The organism is Pectobacterium sp. F1-1 (genome assembly GCF_025643735.1).
Taxonomy (GTDB): domain Bacteria; phylum Pseudomonadota; class Gammaproteobacteria; order Enterobacterales; family Enterobacteriaceae; genus Pectobacterium; species Pectobacterium colocasium.
Genome location: NZ_CP104733.1, coordinates 2,257,157 through 2,272,485 on the forward strand (window position 1 = coordinate 2,257,157; position 15,329 = coordinate 2,272,485).

Genomic DNA, 15,329 nt, shown 5'->3' on the forward strand with positions numbered 1-15,329 from the left:
TCCAATTAGTAGAACATGTGTTTTTCAATGAATGCCCCGATGACTTTTTCATGCAATTCTATCGAACGCGAGAAGCAGATTGTTTTACGGGCCAGACGTTTAATACGTGTCCTCAGTGTCAGGTTGTTACGCTCAATACGCTGAGTGAAGATTTTTCCTGTCAGATGCTTATCTTTCGGGAGTTCTCTGGCATAACTGCCCCAGTCATCGCTGGTTATCATACCGATGTTAAACGGCGTCAGCAGAGCCAGAAGTTCACGGCAGGTGTTATCCGTGCGCGGTCCAAACGTGTAAGCCAGAACGCCACCTGTTTTGGTGTTGTATGCATACCAGAGCCAATGCTGCCGGGCTTTATTGCCGACAAAGCTCCATTGCTCATCAAGCTCACAGATAAGTGCTACATCGGCATGAGCGACCGGAGAGGAAGTTATTCGCTTCGGCGCGAGTTTTTTAACGTGCGAATGACGGTGTTAATACCGATTTTCAGTGTTCTGGCTGTATCACGAACGCCGGCGCCGTTGAATGCCATTTCGGTAATTTGTTGTTTGACACCGGGCTTACGCGCTTCATAGGTATAGGTGAGCAGAAACACGCGGTGACAGTCACGACAGCGAAACCGGTCACGACCTTTAGGGTTCTGTCCATGACGGTAAACCTGAACAGACTGACAGCGAGGACAATGAACATTAACGCTGGCCATGAGCAAACCTCAAAGCGGTCATTATATATCAATTCAACTAATTAGAGGCACCACCGACGCGTTAGAGTGCCTCAGTGATTTATTAGTTAAAGACCAGGGGTGTTGTCTGTTATTTTGTAAAAAAATACTTAATTCAAATAATATCGATGGTGTTTTTATTAAAGGTTCGGCCCTAAATTTTTTATTGTTGTCAGAGCAGTGGTCTTATGCCTTTGAGTATTTAACAGGTAATGCAGACAATATAACAATTGCAGAGCTTGAAAAGGCGCTGTTCTATTTTTACTGTGCAAAAAATGAGACAGATCCTTACCCTGTACCAGAAGGTTTATTCAAAAAGCTAATGGAAAGATACGAAGAGCTGAAAGATGATCCTGATGCAAAATTTTATCATCTTCATGAAACGTATAATGATTTTTCAAAAGCTTACTCGCTGAATAATTAGAACAATCCCGGCCCCGCGCCGGGATCGTTGTATTTATCGGTCATAACCGTAGCTCAGTCTCAATCACCAGCCGCCCGTGCTCAACGGTGACAGTCACCGGCGTATCCGTCCCAAATCCTGCGGCTTCCAGCCAGTGGCCGGTAAGGTGCAGGCTGGGGCTGCGGCTGTAATAGCGCGTTATATCGTTGCGGTCGGCGTGGCGACGGCTGACATAGCCGACCTTCAGGTGTCGTAATGCTTGGGGTGTGTCGGGTTCTGACTTATGATGCTGCTTAGCCATAGTAACTACCTCAATGCGGCGAAAGGTCGGGAAACCGGTTCGGGCAATAGCTGGTCAGAAACCACGGTGGATGCGGGTAACCACGTCACGCTGAAAAGCGAGCGCGACACGCGGCTGACTGGCGCGCAGGTGAACGGCGAGCGCATTGATGTTGATGCCGGACGTAACCTGCTGCTGCAAAGTCAGCAGGACAGCGAGCGTTATGATTCTAAACAGGTTAGCGGGTCGGCGGGCGGCAGCTTTACCTGGGGCGGCGGAGGTGGCAGCGGCTATATCAGCCTCAGCAAAGACAGGATGCACAGCAATTATGACAGCGTGCAGCAGCAGACCGGGCTCTTTGCGGGTAAATACGGCTTTGGTATAAAGACCGGTGAACATACCCAGCTTGACGCTGCGGTCATTGGCTCCACTGCCAGCGCCGAGAAAAACCGGCTGGACACGGGGACGCTGGGCTGGAGCGGGTTAGATAACAAAGCCGAATTCAAGGTGGAGCACAGCGGCGCCGGGTTCAGTGCCAGCCCGTCCCTGAACGGCAGTATGCTCTCGACGCTGGCGATGAACGTGCCGTCGGCGCTGATGTCGCTGGGGAGCCGCGGCAATGCGTCCAGCACCACCTATGCGGCAGTGAGCGACGGCACATTGTTGTTGCGGGATACGGCGAAACAGGTGCAGGATATCACTACGCTGAGCCGTGACGTTGAGCACGCGAACAATGCGCTCAGCCCGATCTTTAACAAAGAGAAAGAGCAAAAACGCCTGAAACAGGCGCAGCTGATTGGTGAAATCGGCGCGCAGGTGATGGATATCGTGCGCACGGAAGGCGAGCTGAAAGCACAGAAAGCCGCGGAGGCTAAAGGCGATGCCACCACCGTCAAACGTCCGCAGGACGGTGATTCGGCGCAGGAATGGGAAGTCTATAAAAAGGCGCTGACGGAATCGCCGACCTACAAGGCCGAGATGCAGAAATACGGCACGGGCAGCGACTTCCAGCGTGCGGCACAGGCGGCGACGGCGGCGATTCAGGCACTGGCGGGCGGGGATATCCAGAAAGCGATAGCCAGCGGGGCATCACCGTATCTGGCACAGCTGGTGAAGGACGTCACGCTACCGAAGGACGAAAGCAAAATCACGGCGTCGGATATCGCGGCGAACGCGATGGCGCACGCAGTGGTGGGGGCTGTAGTTGCCCAGTTGTCGGGTCAGGATGCAGCCGCGGGGGCCATCGGTGCCTCCAGCGGTGAACTGGCTGCCCGTGCGATTATGGCGGAACAATACCCGGGCAAGACGGCAAACGACCTGACGGAAGCGGAAAAGCAGTCGGTCAGCGCGCTTTCCACGCTGGCCTCCGGGCTCTTGTCTGGTCTGGCGAGCAACAGCACGGCTTCCGCCGCCAGCGGCGCACAGTCCGGGCGTAATGCGGTGGAGAATAACGCTCTGAGCGACATTATTGAGAATAAAGTATCCGGTATATCGCAGGAAGAGAAGTATCAGAACGCGCAGAAACAACTCATTGCTGCTGTTGAAGAATTCAAAGCTCAGAATTGTTCAGGGTTAAGTGCGGAAGCGTGTTCGGCGAAGATAAGTGAGCATCGGGATGAGTTGCTGAAAGGTGCTACTAGTTTTGGTTTAGACTTTGTACCGGTTGTGGGCGATATCAAAGGCTTTGCGGAAGCGCAGAGTGCTATTGATTATCTGGCAGCAATGGTTGGATTAATTCCGATTGCAGGTGATGCTGCGGGTAAAGCGATTAAAGCAGCAGAAGTGGCGCTGAAGAAAGGAGATGTTGCCGAAGCGTCGAAGCTGATTAATAAAGCTAGTGATGAAATATCTGGGTATTTACCAAGTCCTGGAAATATATCTTTACCTAGCTCGGGAGTCGGTTCTAACGCTGCATTTTCAGTTACCAATGCGCAATTGGGTAAAAAACTCGGAAAACATGTTGAAGATTTCGGTGGTAATGCATCGAATGCGGCAGACAGGCAGCGTGTATTGGATATTATAAATGATATCGGTTCTAAGCCTGATAAAGTTGTCGCCGGTAAATTTGCAGGACAAGGTGTTGGTAATGGTGCCAGTCGTGGAGACGTATTCTTTAGAGTAAAGGGAAACGATGTTGTTGTTACCAAACCGGATGGCAGTTTTGTCACTGTTTTGAAAGACGGAGTTAATAATACATCTGTGAAAAATGCACTAAAGGGAGATCCTAAATGATTAAATCTTTAGGGCAATATCAAAAATGGGCCAGTAGTGTTATTGATGAGCATCTTTTAGATGTTAGGGGGCTGATTTATGTTTTTGATAAACCTGATTTTTATCACCCTCAAAAATTGCAGTTTATTTTTTCTAATACAGAGAAGTTGTTTAGCTTCATGTGCAATAAAGATGGATCATCACTTGAGCTTACGGACTCGCCTATTCAGGAAAGTGATCTCGGCGAATATGGTAAAGAAATAATTATGGATCTGTCGAATATTACATTATTCATTGATTATATTGGGAAGCGGTTGTTAGAGATTTACTCGATATTCTCTTCTGTTGAAGATGCTTTCGTGGGAATGAAATTTGTTTTCGAAGGTGATTTAAATTTAATTATTGTAAATTTTGGGGATGAAATAAATATCTTTAACTCTTTACCATCATCATATGAACATGACGAAGGTATTAAGTATCAGTCATTATAAATGACGAATCCCGGCTCCTAAAAAGGCCGGGATTTTTGTTATCTGTCACTCAGCCACAATACGTATCAGCAGTTGACCGTGTTCAACGGTGACAATCACCGGCGTATCTGTCCCAAATCCCGCCGCTTCCAGCCAGTGGCCGGTAAGGTGCAGGCTGGGGCTGCGGTTGTAATAGCGGGTCATATCGTTGCGATCTGCGTGGCGACGGCTGACGTAGCCAGAGCAGTCGTACTGCTACGGCACGTTGTTGTTGTGGGATACGGTGAAACAGGTGCAGGATATCACTACGCTGAGCCGTGACGTTGAGCACGCGAACAACGCGCTCAGCCCGATCTTTAACAAAGAGAAAGAGCAGAAACGCCTGAAACAAGCGCAGCTGATTGGTGAAATCGGCGCGCAGATGATGGATATCGTGCGCACGGAAGTACGGGCGTTGAAGTCATGTATAACGAGTTTTTAAAATGACAAAATTGGTTGAAATAAAAGTCGTATTGAATGAGATGGCATTTTTATTAGCAGATTGCGACATGAATGACTGGTCGGGAATGTTGTTGCGACTGCGTGCTTACTTGGATGAGGATCGACAGGATGCGATTTATAGCATTCTTAATTTGTATGGCGGGATGGGATCGTTGAATGATCTCGTTTTATGTAAAAATGGGCAGATGCTGAAAGCAGAAAATGACACCTTTGCTGAATTGCGAACTCGCCTTTATATGTTAACCATGTCTCGCTAATACAAAAAGCCCCGCCAATTTGACGGGGCTTTTTGTTAACTACGGCAAAGGCTGTGATGAGAACGAATCAATCACACTGTACTTTGATCGCCAGCCCGCCTCGTGAAGTTTCGCGGTATTTGGCGTTCATGTCTTTACCCGTTTCGTACATGGTTTCAATCACCTTATCCAACGAAACGCGAGGTTCGCTGGTGCGGCGGGTTGCCATGCGAGCGGCGTTAATCGCCTTGACGGAAGCTATGGCATTACGTTCGATGCACGGAACCTGAACCTGACCAGCAACCGGATCGCAAGTTAAGCCCAGATTGTGTTCCATGCCGATCTCAGCGGCGACGCAAACCTGTTCTGGGCTGGCGCCCATCAGTTCTGCCAGCCCAGCGGCTGCCATTGAGCAGGCCACGCCGACTTCACCCTGACAGCCCACTTCGGCACCGGAGATGGAAGCGTTCATTTTATACAGAATGCCAACCGCGCCTGCCGCGAGGAAATAGCGGATATAAATGGTCGGGCTAACCGGTTCGATAAAGTGGTCGTAATAAGCGAGAACGGCAGGGACGATGCCGCATGCGCCGTTGGTTGGCGCGGTCACCACGCGGCCACCTGCGGCGTTTTCTTCATTCACCGCCAGCGCGAACATATTAACCCAGTCCACCACGTTCATCGGGTCGTTGGAGAGCTTATCGGAAGACACCAGCATACGACGCAGCGCAGAGGCACGACGTGGTACGCGCAACGGGCCAGGTAGCACGCCTTCGGTGTTCATGCCGCGATCGATACAGGCACGCATGGTCTGCCAAATATCGGCAAAGTACGCGTCAATATCTTGACGGCTGTGCAGCGCCAGCTCGTTACGCATCACCATCCCGGAAAGCGACAGGCCGCTCTGTTTACAGTGCTCCAGCATCTCTTTGGCGGAATGGAATGTGTAAGGAACGGAGACGTCAGCGGCAGTGTCTTTGCCAAAATGCTCTTCATCGACGATAAAACCACCGCCGATGGAGTAATAGGTTTTGCTATAAATTTCTTTATTACCGGCAAAGGCGGTGATGGTCATGCCGTTTTCGTGCAATGGCAGATTTTCACTGCGGAAAACCATGCCGCCTTCGCGTGGGAAATCGACTTCATGCTGCCCATTAGCCAGCAGCAGGCGCTCGCGTTGCTCAACATCGCGGATAAAGCCAGGGATGGCATCAATATCAACCGTATCCGGCATGTTGCCCGCCAGACCCATAATGATGGCGATATCGGTATGGTGGCCTTTACCCGTTAGCGACAGTGAACCGTACACATCGACGGCAATGCGCGTCGTTGTGGTCAGTAAATTCTGATTGATCAATTCATCGACAAATTGCTTACCGGCTTTCATCGGTCCAACCGTATGAGAGCTAGAGGGGCCAATACCGATCTTAAACATGTCGAAAACGCTTATCACGCGAAACTCCTCAAAGACTCAGGGCGGTATCCACCCTCTATTTTCCGATCGTCTGCATCCGCTCCCTTCACTACAATCAGCTATTTATACAGCTAATTATCTGGTGTTTTCGGTTCTGGCGAGACATGACCTGAATTTTAGTGGATATCTACCCAAAGATTAGAATAAAACTCGTTAAATCGCGCTATTGTAGTGTGGAATATGTCGTGTGGCTTTCTTTTTCGCATGAAATAAACTTATGCCATTGCACAATTTAACTTATCTCAAATGTGCGCTAAATCATTGTAAAATCTACCACTGAATGCTTTGTGAGCGAAAAGTCCGCTTTTAAATTAGGGATATTTAGTGAAGGAAAAGAAGTCGAGAACCGAAAGCCGCTGAATGCGGCCCTAAGTTTAGGGCCTGTCGGAAATCTGTAAGGCGGGCTGGTGGATGATGGCAGCCGTCAGTCCCCAGACAAACTGCTGCTGATACCAAGAGAGGTAAACCCGGTGGCGCTGCTGTTTGCGCTCGATATCCAGTGGGTAATAGCGCGTTAGCGCGAAAGCCTCGCCCAATGGCATTTCGAACAGCTCGGCGACTTCGTCTTCATTGGGATGGAAGCGGGTCTGTGCCGCGATGAGTCCGACAACGGGCGTAACCTGAAAACCGCTCACGCTGTCTAACGGCGGTAATACCCCCAATACCTGAACGTTTTCTGTCGGGATAGCCACTTCTTCCTCTGCTTCACGCAGCGCCGTTTCGATGAGCGAACGATCCTCTCGATCTGCTGCTCCGCCGGGGAACGCCACTTGTCCGGCGTGCTTACGTAGGTCGGTAGAGCGCCGGGTCAATAACAGCGTGGGCGTAGGATGGCAAATAATCGGTACCAGCACCGCGGCCTGACGCTGTTGGTGCACTGGCCGCAATGATGGTGGAAGCTGTAACTGAAAGCGCGTAATAAAGTCGTTCAGCGCAAAAGCCGTTGGCGGCAAAGCGATCTCACTCATTTATTCGATACCTGAATTGTCTGGATCCCATCCAGCAGGGGTAGAATACGGCCTACTTTATCAAACGTTTCCTGATATTCCGCTTGTTCCTGACTGTCGGCAACGATGCCGCCGCCCGCCCAGCAGTAAATTCTGCCGCGTTCGGTTAATAATGTCCTGATGGTGATATTGGTGTCCATCGTGCCACACAGGCTGATATAACCGACGCTGCCGCAGTAAGCATTACGGCGTTGAGGCTCCAGCTCTTCAATGATCTGCATGGCGCGGATTTTGGGGGCGCCAGTAATCGAGCCACCGGGGAAACAGGCGCGCAGCAGTGCGGTGGCGGGGCAATTATCCGGTAGCTGTGCTTCAATCGTACTGACCAGATGGTGTACTGCGGGAAACGGTTCGACGACAAACAGCTCCGGCACGCGTACGCTGCCCGGAACCGCGACGCGGCCAATGTCGTTACGCAGCAGATCGACGATCATCAGGTTTTCTGAACGGTCTTTTTCTGAAGCAGCGAGCCGGGCTGCCTGCTGTTTATCCGCATCCGGGTCTACGAGGCGTGGCAGGGTGCCTTTAATTGGGCGCGTTTGAATACGGTGTTTTTCCAGCCAGAGGAAACGTTCCGGTGAGACGCTGATGACGGTATTTTCTGGTAGACGCAGAAAGGCCGAAAAGGGCGCTTTATTTCCCGCGGACAACTGTAAAAACGCCTGCCATTCATCGCCCTGGTAAGCCGCAGAAAAACGCTGTGCCAGGTTAACCTGATAACAGTCTCCCGCCAGAAGGTAGTCCTGTATTTTGCGGAATTTTTCGCCGTACGCCTCGCGCGACATATTCGGCAGCCAGCTGCTGGTGAGCCTGAAATCGGCTTGCGAGGCGCTAACGGGCGGCGTGGCTAACCAGTCGAGCCGCGTCTGGAGGGAATGATGTACGATCAGCGTTAACGTCTGTCGCTGGTGATCGGCAACCAGTGCCCAATCGTATAAACCGACTGCCATATCCGGCAGGTCGATGTCCCGTTCAGCCTGCACGGGCAGCGCTTCTATCTGACGTCCCAAGTCATAGCCGAACAAACCCAGTGCGCCACCCTGAAAGGGAAAATCAGGGTGGGCTTCTGTGGGTAACGCCAACGTATCAAGCTGCTCTTGCAGAAGGGTAAAGGGATCGCCTTCTACGGTTTTCGTTACGCCGTCATGTGTGATTGCTGTTCTGTTTCCCCGCGTAGACAGCGTAACTCGCGGGTCAGCGACCATGATATCGAAGCGATTGTGCGGATGATCGGCAAACCCGGAATGCAGCAACATCGCCCACGGTTGTTGGGAAAAGGGCGCGAAGCGATCGAGCAGCACGGTCGGGTAGTAAGGCAGCGCGTGATGGATAACGGCGGAGCCCGTCGCGGTGGCCGAATCGCTGGTGTTGGTGACGTGGGTCGTATTGGCGGCAGTCATGTTTTTCGTGTTGTGTCTACAGTATTGCTATGTTGATAGCGCGTCGATTTTCCTGCCCACAGCGTACCACAAAGCAGAAATGCTGGTGTATGCCGAAGCGGGCATGCGATGATACGTGCGAATTTACCAACCAGGAAATTATCATGATTGCAGGTATGCCCGCGCTGACGCATAAGCAGCAGCAAGAGGCCGTTGAGCGTATTCAGGAACTCATGTCTGAAGGCATGAGCAGCGGCCAGGCGATAGCACAGGTTGCCGCGGAGATCCGTCAGAATCATCAGGGTGACAACGTCGCGGTGATGTTTGATGAAGATGATGACACCGTTAATGACAGCGACGAAGAACACCATTTTGACGATGGTGAAGAAGAGGACGAGCAGTAACTGCGCTTCCTCTATACCGTCATACTTCAAATTGTCTGTGCGTTGGCCGCGTTTAACGACTTGGCCCATCGTGGGGCTCGCTCTGGCTAGCCAACGCGTTACGTGGTTCAAAACGTTAACACGTTGTCCTAAACCTCGAATTATGTAGGGGCGATGAGGGTTTATATCGCCGCAATGGCTTTGATTTCGACTTTAAATTTCGGGTGCATCAGCTTAGCCTGCACGGTGCAGCGGACGGGCGCACTGCCCGCCACGACCCAGGCATCCCACGCGGCGTTCATCGCGGCAAAGTCATCCGCATCGGCAAGAAAAATCGTCACGTCCAACAGCTTGCTCTTATCCGTTCCCGCCTGTTGCAGGATTGCATCCAGCGCGCCCAGCGCGTTCTCCGTTTGCGCCTGTGCACCGTCATCCAGATTCTCCGGCACGCTGGTGTAATACAGCGTGTTGTTGTGGATGACCGCGTCTGACCAGCGTGTTTCAGGATTAATACGTGTGATCGCCATGAGATGAATGTTCTCCATTGTGGGAATAATAAAAATGGTGGGGATAATAAAATAGGGTTATCAATCATTATCGACGTGCCAAGCCTAACACAGCGGGGGACGACACGCTTTCCTGATTTAGGGTGGTAGCGTCGGGTGACTCTTGGCATAATCAGCGCGATATTTTTGCCGTGACCAGAAACGGTTAGTGATGACAGACAACGTTTTCCTACGAGAAAGAGAGCAGGCGTGACGAACGATCGGGTAATCGATGATTTTGCGAATGACGGCGCGCTGGCGAAAGCGATCACGGGCTTCAAACCGCGTGAACCACAGCGACAGATGGCGCAGGCGGTAACGCGCGCCATCGATGATAAAACAGCGCTGGTGGTGGAAGCGGGAACCGGAACCGGTAAAACCTATGCCTACCTTGCACCCGCCTTGCGTGCTGATAAAAAAGTCATCATCTCGACCGGCTCAAAAGCGCTACAGGATCAGCTCTATAGTCGCGACTTACCGACGATTGCGCAGGCGTTGAAGTACACAGGTAAACTCGCCCTGCTGAAAGGCCGCTCGAACTATCTCTGTCTGGAACGGCTCGAACAGCAATCGTTGGGCGGCGGTGATTTACCCGCCGAGGCGCTGAGCGAACTGGTCAGGCTGCGCGGTTGGTCGTCGGAAACGACGGAGGGCGATGTCACGACCTGTTCCGGCGTCGCGGAAGACAGCGCGATCTGGCCGTTAGTGACCAGCACCAATGATAACTGCCTGGGCAGCGACTGCCCGCACTATAAAGAGTGCTTTGTGGTGAAGGCGCGGCGTAAGGCGATGGATGCCGATATCGTGGTGGTTAACCACCATCTTTATCTGGCTGATATGGTGGTCAAGGAGACCGGTTTTGCGGAGCTGATCCCAGAAAGCGACGTGGTGATTTTCGACGAAGCCCATCAAATTCCCGATATTGCCAGCCAATATTTTGGCCAACAGCTTTCCAGTCGCCAGTTGCTGGATCTGGCAAAAGACATCATCATTGCTTACCGCACTGAAGTGCGTGATGCCTCTCAGCTGCAAAAAAGTGCCGATCGCCTGACGCAAAGTACGCAGGATTTTCGCTTGGCGCTGGGCGATCCGGGGTTTCGCGGGAACCTGCGCGATGTGCTCGAACAGCCGTCGCTTCAGCGTGCGCTCGTGCTGCTGGATGATGCATTGGAGCTGTGTTACGACGTCGCGAAACTGTCGCTTGGTCGCTCTGCGCTGCTGGATGCCGCCTTTGAGCGTGCCACGCTCTATCGCAACCGCCTAAAGCGGCTGAAAGAGGTACAACTGCCGGGCTATAGTTACTGGTACGAATGTAATTCGCGCCATTTTGTCTTAGCGCTGACGCCGCTGTCTGTCGCCGATCGTTTTCGCGAATTGATGAAGGACAAACCTGCTGCCTGGGTATTTACCTCCGCCACCCTGTCTGTTAACGATCAGCTCTTCCACTTCACCGATAGGCTGGGGTTGGATAACGCGAACACACTCCTGTTGCCTAGCCCGTTTGATTATGCCAATCAGGCGCTGCTCTGCGTGCCTCGTCATTTGCCGGAAACCAATCGTCCCGGTGCGGCGAAAAGGCTGGCGACGATGCTACAGCCGTTGATTGAGGCGAATCAGGGACGCTGCTTTATGTTGTGTACCTCGCATCAGATGATGCGTGACTTGGCCGCTGAGTTTCGCGCCATGCTGACGCTACCGGTGCTGCTCCAGGGGGAGACTGGCAAGGCACAACTGCTGTCGCAGTTTGTGTCGGCGGGTAATGCCTTGCTGGTGGCGACCAGCAGCTTCTGGGAAGGCGTGGATGTGCGCGGCGATACGCTCTCCTGCGTCATTATCGATAAACTGCCGTTTACCTCGCCGGACGACCCGCTGCTGAAGGCACGTATCGAAGATTGTCGGCTGCGCGGCGGCGAGCCTTTCGACGATGTGCAGGTTCCTGATGCGGTGATTACCCTGAAGCAAGGCGTAGGTCGCCTCATCCGTGACGTTGAGGATCGCGGTGTTATTGTGATTTGCGATAATCGATTGGTGATGCGGCCGTATGGCGCTGTATTTCTTAACAGCCTGCCGCCAACGCCGCGGACCCGCGATATTCGGCAGGCGATTAATTTCCTGACCCGTAATACATTTCCTGATCCGTAATACACTTCCTGTCCCATAACATATAGTCCTCGCTGGCGGTTGCCGTCTGTTCTGACCAACGGTGGGAGGGGCTGCGGTACGGCAGGGGGGTATGCTATGATACGGGTTGTTAAGATTTATTTATCCTGCCTGAGGTTGGCATGTCTACGCGAATTCTAGCGCTTGATACCGCAACGGAAGCCTGTTCCGTTGCACTCTGGAATGAAGGCGAAATTCATTCTCTGTTCGAAATTTGTCCCCGTGAGCACACACAACGTATTCTGCCGATGGTTCAGCAGGTGCTGGCCGACAGCGGTCTGACACTTAACGATCTTGATGCGCTGGCCTTTGGTCAGGGACCGGGAAGTTTTACCGGCGTGCGGATTGGTATCGGCATTGCGCAAGGGCTGGCGTTGGGGGCGGATTTACCGATGCTCGGTATATCGTCACTGGCGACAATGGCACAGGGCGCTTTCCGCCTGACGCAAGCGACGCAAGTGCTGGCAGCGATTGATGCGCGAATGGGCGAAGTGTACTGGGGCTGCTATCAGCGCGCTGCTGACGGTGGCTGGCAGGGGGAATCCGAGGAAGCCGTATTGAAACCTGAACACGTGCAGGCCTTAACGGCTACGCTGTCAGGCGAATGGGCCACGGTAGGAACCGGATGGGAAACCTATCCTGAACTGGTCAGCCATGCCTCGTTGGTATTAACGAAGGGCGATGTGCTGCTGCCGCAAGCGCAGGACATGTTGCCGCTGGCCTGTCAGCTCTGGCAAGCAGGAAAAGCGGTCAGTGTCGAGAAGGCGCAACCGCGCTATCTGCGCAATGAAGTAACCTGGAAAAAGCTTCCCGGCCGCGAATAAATGGCATGCTGATATTGCGTGGAGCATAACTTCAAACAGCAACTTATTCGATGCTGAGCAGTCTAACTATCAGATATCTGAAGAAGGGGTTGTGCCATGTTTTTACTAATGAAAAGTGCACAGATGAAAAGTATGCGGATAAAAAATCTGCATCTGAATCAGAAAAAAGCACGCCTCTGTCTGGTGGCGGCGACGGTGCTGCTGCTTTCCGGCTGTGTCACGATACCGGACGCGATTAAAGGCACGTCGCCCACGCCGCAGGACGATCTGGTGCGTGTCATGAATGCGCCACAGATTTATGTCGGTCAGGAGTCACGCTTTGGCGGGCGAGTGGTCAGCATCCGCAATGAGGCACATAAAACCCGTCTGGAAATTGCCAGCATGCCGCTGGATAGCGGCGCGAAACCGCGGTTGGATATGCCATCAGAAGGACGTTTTATTGCCTATGTGAACCGCTTTCTGGAACCTGTCGATTTTAAAGACCAACTGGTGACCGTTGTTGGGCCGATTGTCGGCACCGAACAGGGCGCTATCGGTGATAAACCTTATCGCTATGTTGTGATCGACGCACAAGGCTACAAACGCTGGAATGTCGTGCAGCGTCTGGTGATGCCACCTGGCGGCTACGGTTATGGCCTGTGGGGATGGCGTGCGGGTTACGGCTATGGTTGGGGCCCCGGATGGGGATTTGACGGTGGCTGGCCGGGGCCGGTGCAGGTTGAGAATGTCGTGACAGAATAAAATTATTTCGTTCGACGTGAAGAGATCAGGCGACGCAGGTTGCCTGATTTTTTTTGAATAAAGAATAAATTAGTGATCGTTCTCGCAACCTTGACATTGTTTGTTAGCTAACTGGTAGGCTGAGTTAAAATAATGTTAATAACAATAGGCCTTTGAGGGCGACGATGATGCCACTAAAAAAATATCTCGGGAGTGACGTCTTGGAAAAAATTTGGTTATCACGCTATCCGGCGGACATGCCGGCGGAAATCGATCCGGATCGCTATTCGTCGTTAATTGACATGTTTGAAAATAGCGTAAGGCGTTATGCCGATCGACCTGCCTTCGTCAACATGGGTGAAGTGATGACATTTCGTAAGCTGGAAGAGCGGAGCCGGGCGTTTGCTGCCTATCTGCAAAACCAGCTTAAATTGCAGAAAGGCGATCGGGTAGCGTTGATGATGCCCAATCTGTTGCAATATCCCGTTGCGCTGTTTGGGGTGCTGCGCGCGGGGATGGTGGTGGTTAACGTTAATCCGTTATATACGCCGCGTGAGCTGGAGCATCAGCTAAAAGATAGCGGGGCGAGTACGATTGTTATCGTATCTAACTTTGCGCACACGCTGGAAAAAGTCGTCCATAATACGGCGGTGAAGCACGTGATCCTGACCCGCATGGGAGATCAGCTCTCTACGGCAAAAGGCACGCTGGTCAACTTCGTGGTGAAATACATTAAGCGACTGGTGCCCAAATACCATTTGCCGGATGCGATATCGTTTCGCCGTGTTTTGCAGGAAGGGCGGCGTCAGCAGTATATTCGTCCCGAGATTATCAATACCGATTTGGCATTCCTGCAATACACCGGTGGCACCACGGGGGTTGCTAAAGGCGCGATGCTCACGCACCGCAATATGCTGGCGAATCTCGAACAGTGTAAAGGGGCATACGGCGCTATTCTGCAAGAAGGCAATGAATTGGTGGTCACGGCGTTGCCGCTCTATCATATTTTCGCTCTCACGGTGAACGGCCTTCTGTTCCTTGAATTGGGCGGAAAGAATTTGTTGATCACTAATCCTCGTGATATTCCGGCGGTCGTGAAAGAAATGAAGCAATACCCGTTCACGGCTATCACTGGTGTCAATACGTTATTTAATGCGCTGCTCAACAACAAAGAGTTCCACGAGCTGGATTTCTCAACGCTACGTTTATCAGTGGGCGGTGGCGCATCGGTTCAGCAAGCGGTGGCAGAACGTTGGGAAAAGCTAACGGGTAAACATCTGCTTGAGGGATATGGACTAACGGAAAGTTCACCTCTGGTGTCCGTAAACCCCTACGATCTCAAACATTACAGCGGCAGTATTGGGCTACCGGTATCATCCACGGATGTCCGAATTATTGACGATGACGGCAACGACGCGGGACCGGGAGAATCCGGTGAGCTGTGGGTACGAGGGCCGCAGGTGATGTTAGGGTACTGGCAGAAGCCTGCCGCGACGGATGAAGTGTTAAAAGACGGTTGGCTGGCGACAGGTGACATCGTCACGTCTGATGACGAAGGATTCCTGCGGGTCATCGACCGTAAGAAAGACATGATTCTGGTGTCCGGCTTTAACGTCTATCCGACGGAAATTGAAGATGTCATCAGCCGTCATCCCAAAGTGTCCGAGTCGGCGGTGGTTGGGGTGGCGAATGAAGTCTCTGGCGAAGCCGTCAAAGCCTTTGTGGTCAGGCGCGATAACTCGTTAACGAAAGAGGAACTCATTACCCACTGTCGCCGAAATCTTACCGGCTATAAAGTGCCGAAAGAGATCGAATTCTGCGACGATTTGCCGAAGTCTAACGTGGGGAAAATCCTGCGCCGCGAGTTGCGTGACGATAAGAAGGTGAAGAAAGACGCTGCTGCCTGACGATTTTCCACGAAAACGACTGCCAGAGAGCGGCAGGACGCGATATGATGTTTTCACGCCGGTTTATCCGGCGTTCTTTTTTATGGCGATACGGATTTGACTCAGAACCGT

The 15,329-nt window shown here is 52.2% G+C and carries 16 protein-coding genes and 1 pseudogene; 10 read left to right on the forward strand and 7 right to left on the reverse strand.

All coding sequences use genetic code 11. From position 1 onward, the window contains the following. Positions 1-5: 5 nt before the first annotated feature. Positions 6-700, reverse strand: a protein-coding gene (locus tag NAL19_RS09900) for an IS1 family transposase (RefSeq protein WP_263058019.1) whose coding sequence is annotated in 2 segments (ribosomal slippage) — positions 6-454 and positions 454-700 — 696 coding nt in all. Because the reading frame shifts where the segments join, the coding sequence is not laid out codon by codon here. On the opposite strand from NAL19_RS09900, the gene NAL19_RS09905 reads away from it, so the two are divergent. Then, on the forward strand, positions 699-1,142 hold the full coding sequence (locus NAL19_RS09905; protein WP_263059563.1) for a hypothetical protein: 444 nt from the start codon (positions 699-701) through the stop codon (positions 1,140-1,142). The genes NAL19_RS09900 and NAL19_RS09905 overlap by 2 nt on opposite strands. A gap of 40 nt (positions 1,143-1,182) precedes the next feature. On the opposite strand, the gene NAL19_RS09910 is transcribed toward NAL19_RS09905, so the two are convergent. Then, entirely contained in the window at positions 1,183-1,422 is a 240-nt protein-coding gene (locus tag NAL19_RS09910; RefSeq protein WP_263059564.1) for a type I toxin-antitoxin system SymE family toxin, read from the reverse strand. On the opposite strand from NAL19_RS09910, the gene NAL19_RS09915 reads away from it, so the two are divergent. Beyond that, on the forward strand, positions 1,405-3,633 hold the full coding sequence (locus NAL19_RS09915) for a VENN motif pre-toxin domain-containing protein (protein WP_317630314.1): 2,229 nt from the start codon (positions 1,405-1,407) through the stop codon (positions 3,631-3,633). The two genes, NAL19_RS09910 and NAL19_RS09915, sit on opposite strands and share 18 nt — an antisense overlap. Further along, complete coding sequence (locus NAL19_RS09920; protein ID WP_263059565.1) at positions 3,630-4,103, forward strand: hypothetical protein; 474 nt, start codon at positions 3,630-3,632, stop codon at positions 4,101-4,103. Before NAL19_RS09915 ends, NAL19_RS09920 begins: the two co-directional genes overlap by 4 nt. A 45-nt stretch (positions 4,104-4,148) precedes the next feature. Here the strand turns inward: NAL19_RS09920 and NAL19_RS09925 are convergent, their stop codons facing one another. Next, positions 4,149-4,286 carry a type I toxin-antitoxin system SymE family toxin gene (locus NAL19_RS09925; protein ID WP_263059566.1) on the reverse strand — a complete coding sequence of 46 codons (138 nt, stop codon included), beginning with the start codon at positions 4,284-4,286 and terminating at the stop codon, positions 4,149-4,151. 100 nt (positions 4,287-4,386) lie between these two features. Between NAL19_RS09925 and NAL19_RS09930 the strand changes: the two are divergent. Further along, positions 4,387-4,527 (forward strand): annotated as a pseudogene (locus NAL19_RS09930) (hemolysin); the annotation flags it as partial. Positions 4,528-4,564: 37 nt separating this feature from the next. Then, a complete protein-coding gene (locus NAL19_RS09935) occupies positions 4,565-4,840 on the forward strand; it encodes a DUF6966 domain-containing protein (protein ID WP_263059568.1) in 276 nt (91 codons plus the stop codon). 67 nt (positions 4,841-4,907) lie between these two features. Here NAL19_RS09935 and sdaA read toward each other — a convergent pair whose 3' ends face one another. The 3 genes from sdaA to pabB form a co-directional block, all read right to left on the reverse strand. Continuing rightward, positions 4,908-6,272, reverse strand: a complete 1,365-nt coding sequence (gene sdaA, locus NAL19_RS09940) for an L-serine ammonia-lyase (protein WP_263059569.1) — start codon at positions 6,270-6,272, stop codon at positions 4,908-4,910. 395 nt (positions 6,273-6,667) lie between these two features. Beyond that, entirely contained in the window at positions 6,668-7,261 is a 594-nt protein-coding gene (locus NAL19_RS09945; RefSeq protein ID WP_263059570.1) for a CoA pyrophosphatase, read from the reverse strand. After that, positions 7,258-8,700: an aminodeoxychorismate synthase component 1 gene (gene pabB, locus NAL19_RS09950; protein WP_263059571.1), complete on the reverse strand. Its 1,443-nt coding sequence runs from the start codon at positions 8,698-8,700 to the stop codon at positions 7,258-7,260. Before pabB ends, NAL19_RS09945 begins: the two co-directional genes overlap by 4 nt. A 143-nt stretch (positions 8,701-8,843) precedes the next feature. Here pabB and NAL19_RS09955 point away from each other — a divergent pair, with 143 nt between their 5' ends. Next, on the forward strand, positions 8,844-9,083 hold the full coding sequence (locus NAL19_RS09955; protein ID WP_225088009.1) for a YoaH family protein: 240 nt from the start codon (positions 8,844-8,846) through the stop codon (positions 9,081-9,083). Between the two features lie 161 nt (positions 9,084-9,244). Here NAL19_RS09955 and NAL19_RS09960 read toward each other — a convergent pair whose 3' ends face one another. After that, positions 9,245-9,589 (reverse strand): RidA family protein, encoded by a 345-nt coding sequence (locus NAL19_RS09960; RefSeq protein WP_263059572.1) that lies wholly within the window; start codon positions 9,587-9,589, stop codon positions 9,245-9,247. Positions 9,590-9,817: 228 nt separating this feature from the next. On the opposite strand from NAL19_RS09960, the gene NAL19_RS09965 reads away from it, so the two are divergent. From NAL19_RS09965 to fadD, 4 genes are all read left to right on the forward strand, one after another. Continuing rightward, positions 9,818-11,749 carry an ATP-dependent DNA helicase gene (locus NAL19_RS09965; protein WP_263059573.1) on the forward strand — a complete coding sequence of 644 codons (1,932 nt, stop codon included), beginning with the start codon at positions 9,818-9,820 and terminating at the stop codon, positions 11,747-11,749. A gap of 140 nt (positions 11,750-11,889) precedes the next feature. After that, positions 11,890-12,591: a tRNA (adenosine(37)-N6)-threonylcarbamoyltransferase complex dimerization subunit type 1 TsaB gene (gene tsaB, locus NAL19_RS09970; protein ID WP_263059574.1), complete on the forward strand. Its 702-nt coding sequence runs from the start codon at positions 11,890-11,892 to the stop codon at positions 12,589-12,591. 123 nt (positions 12,592-12,714) lie between these two features. After that, on the forward strand, positions 12,715-13,332 hold the full coding sequence (locus NAL19_RS09975; RefSeq protein ID WP_411561430.1) for a Slp family lipoprotein: 618 nt from the start codon (positions 12,715-12,717) through the stop codon (positions 13,330-13,332). Positions 13,333-13,532: 200 nt separating this feature from the next. Further along, positions 13,533-15,218 carry a long-chain-fatty-acid--CoA ligase FadD gene (gene fadD, locus NAL19_RS09980; RefSeq protein WP_263059576.1) on the forward strand — a complete coding sequence of 562 codons (1,686 nt, stop codon included), beginning with the start codon at positions 13,533-13,535 and terminating at the stop codon, positions 15,216-15,218. The last annotated feature ends 111 nt before the right edge of the window (positions 15,219-15,329 follow it).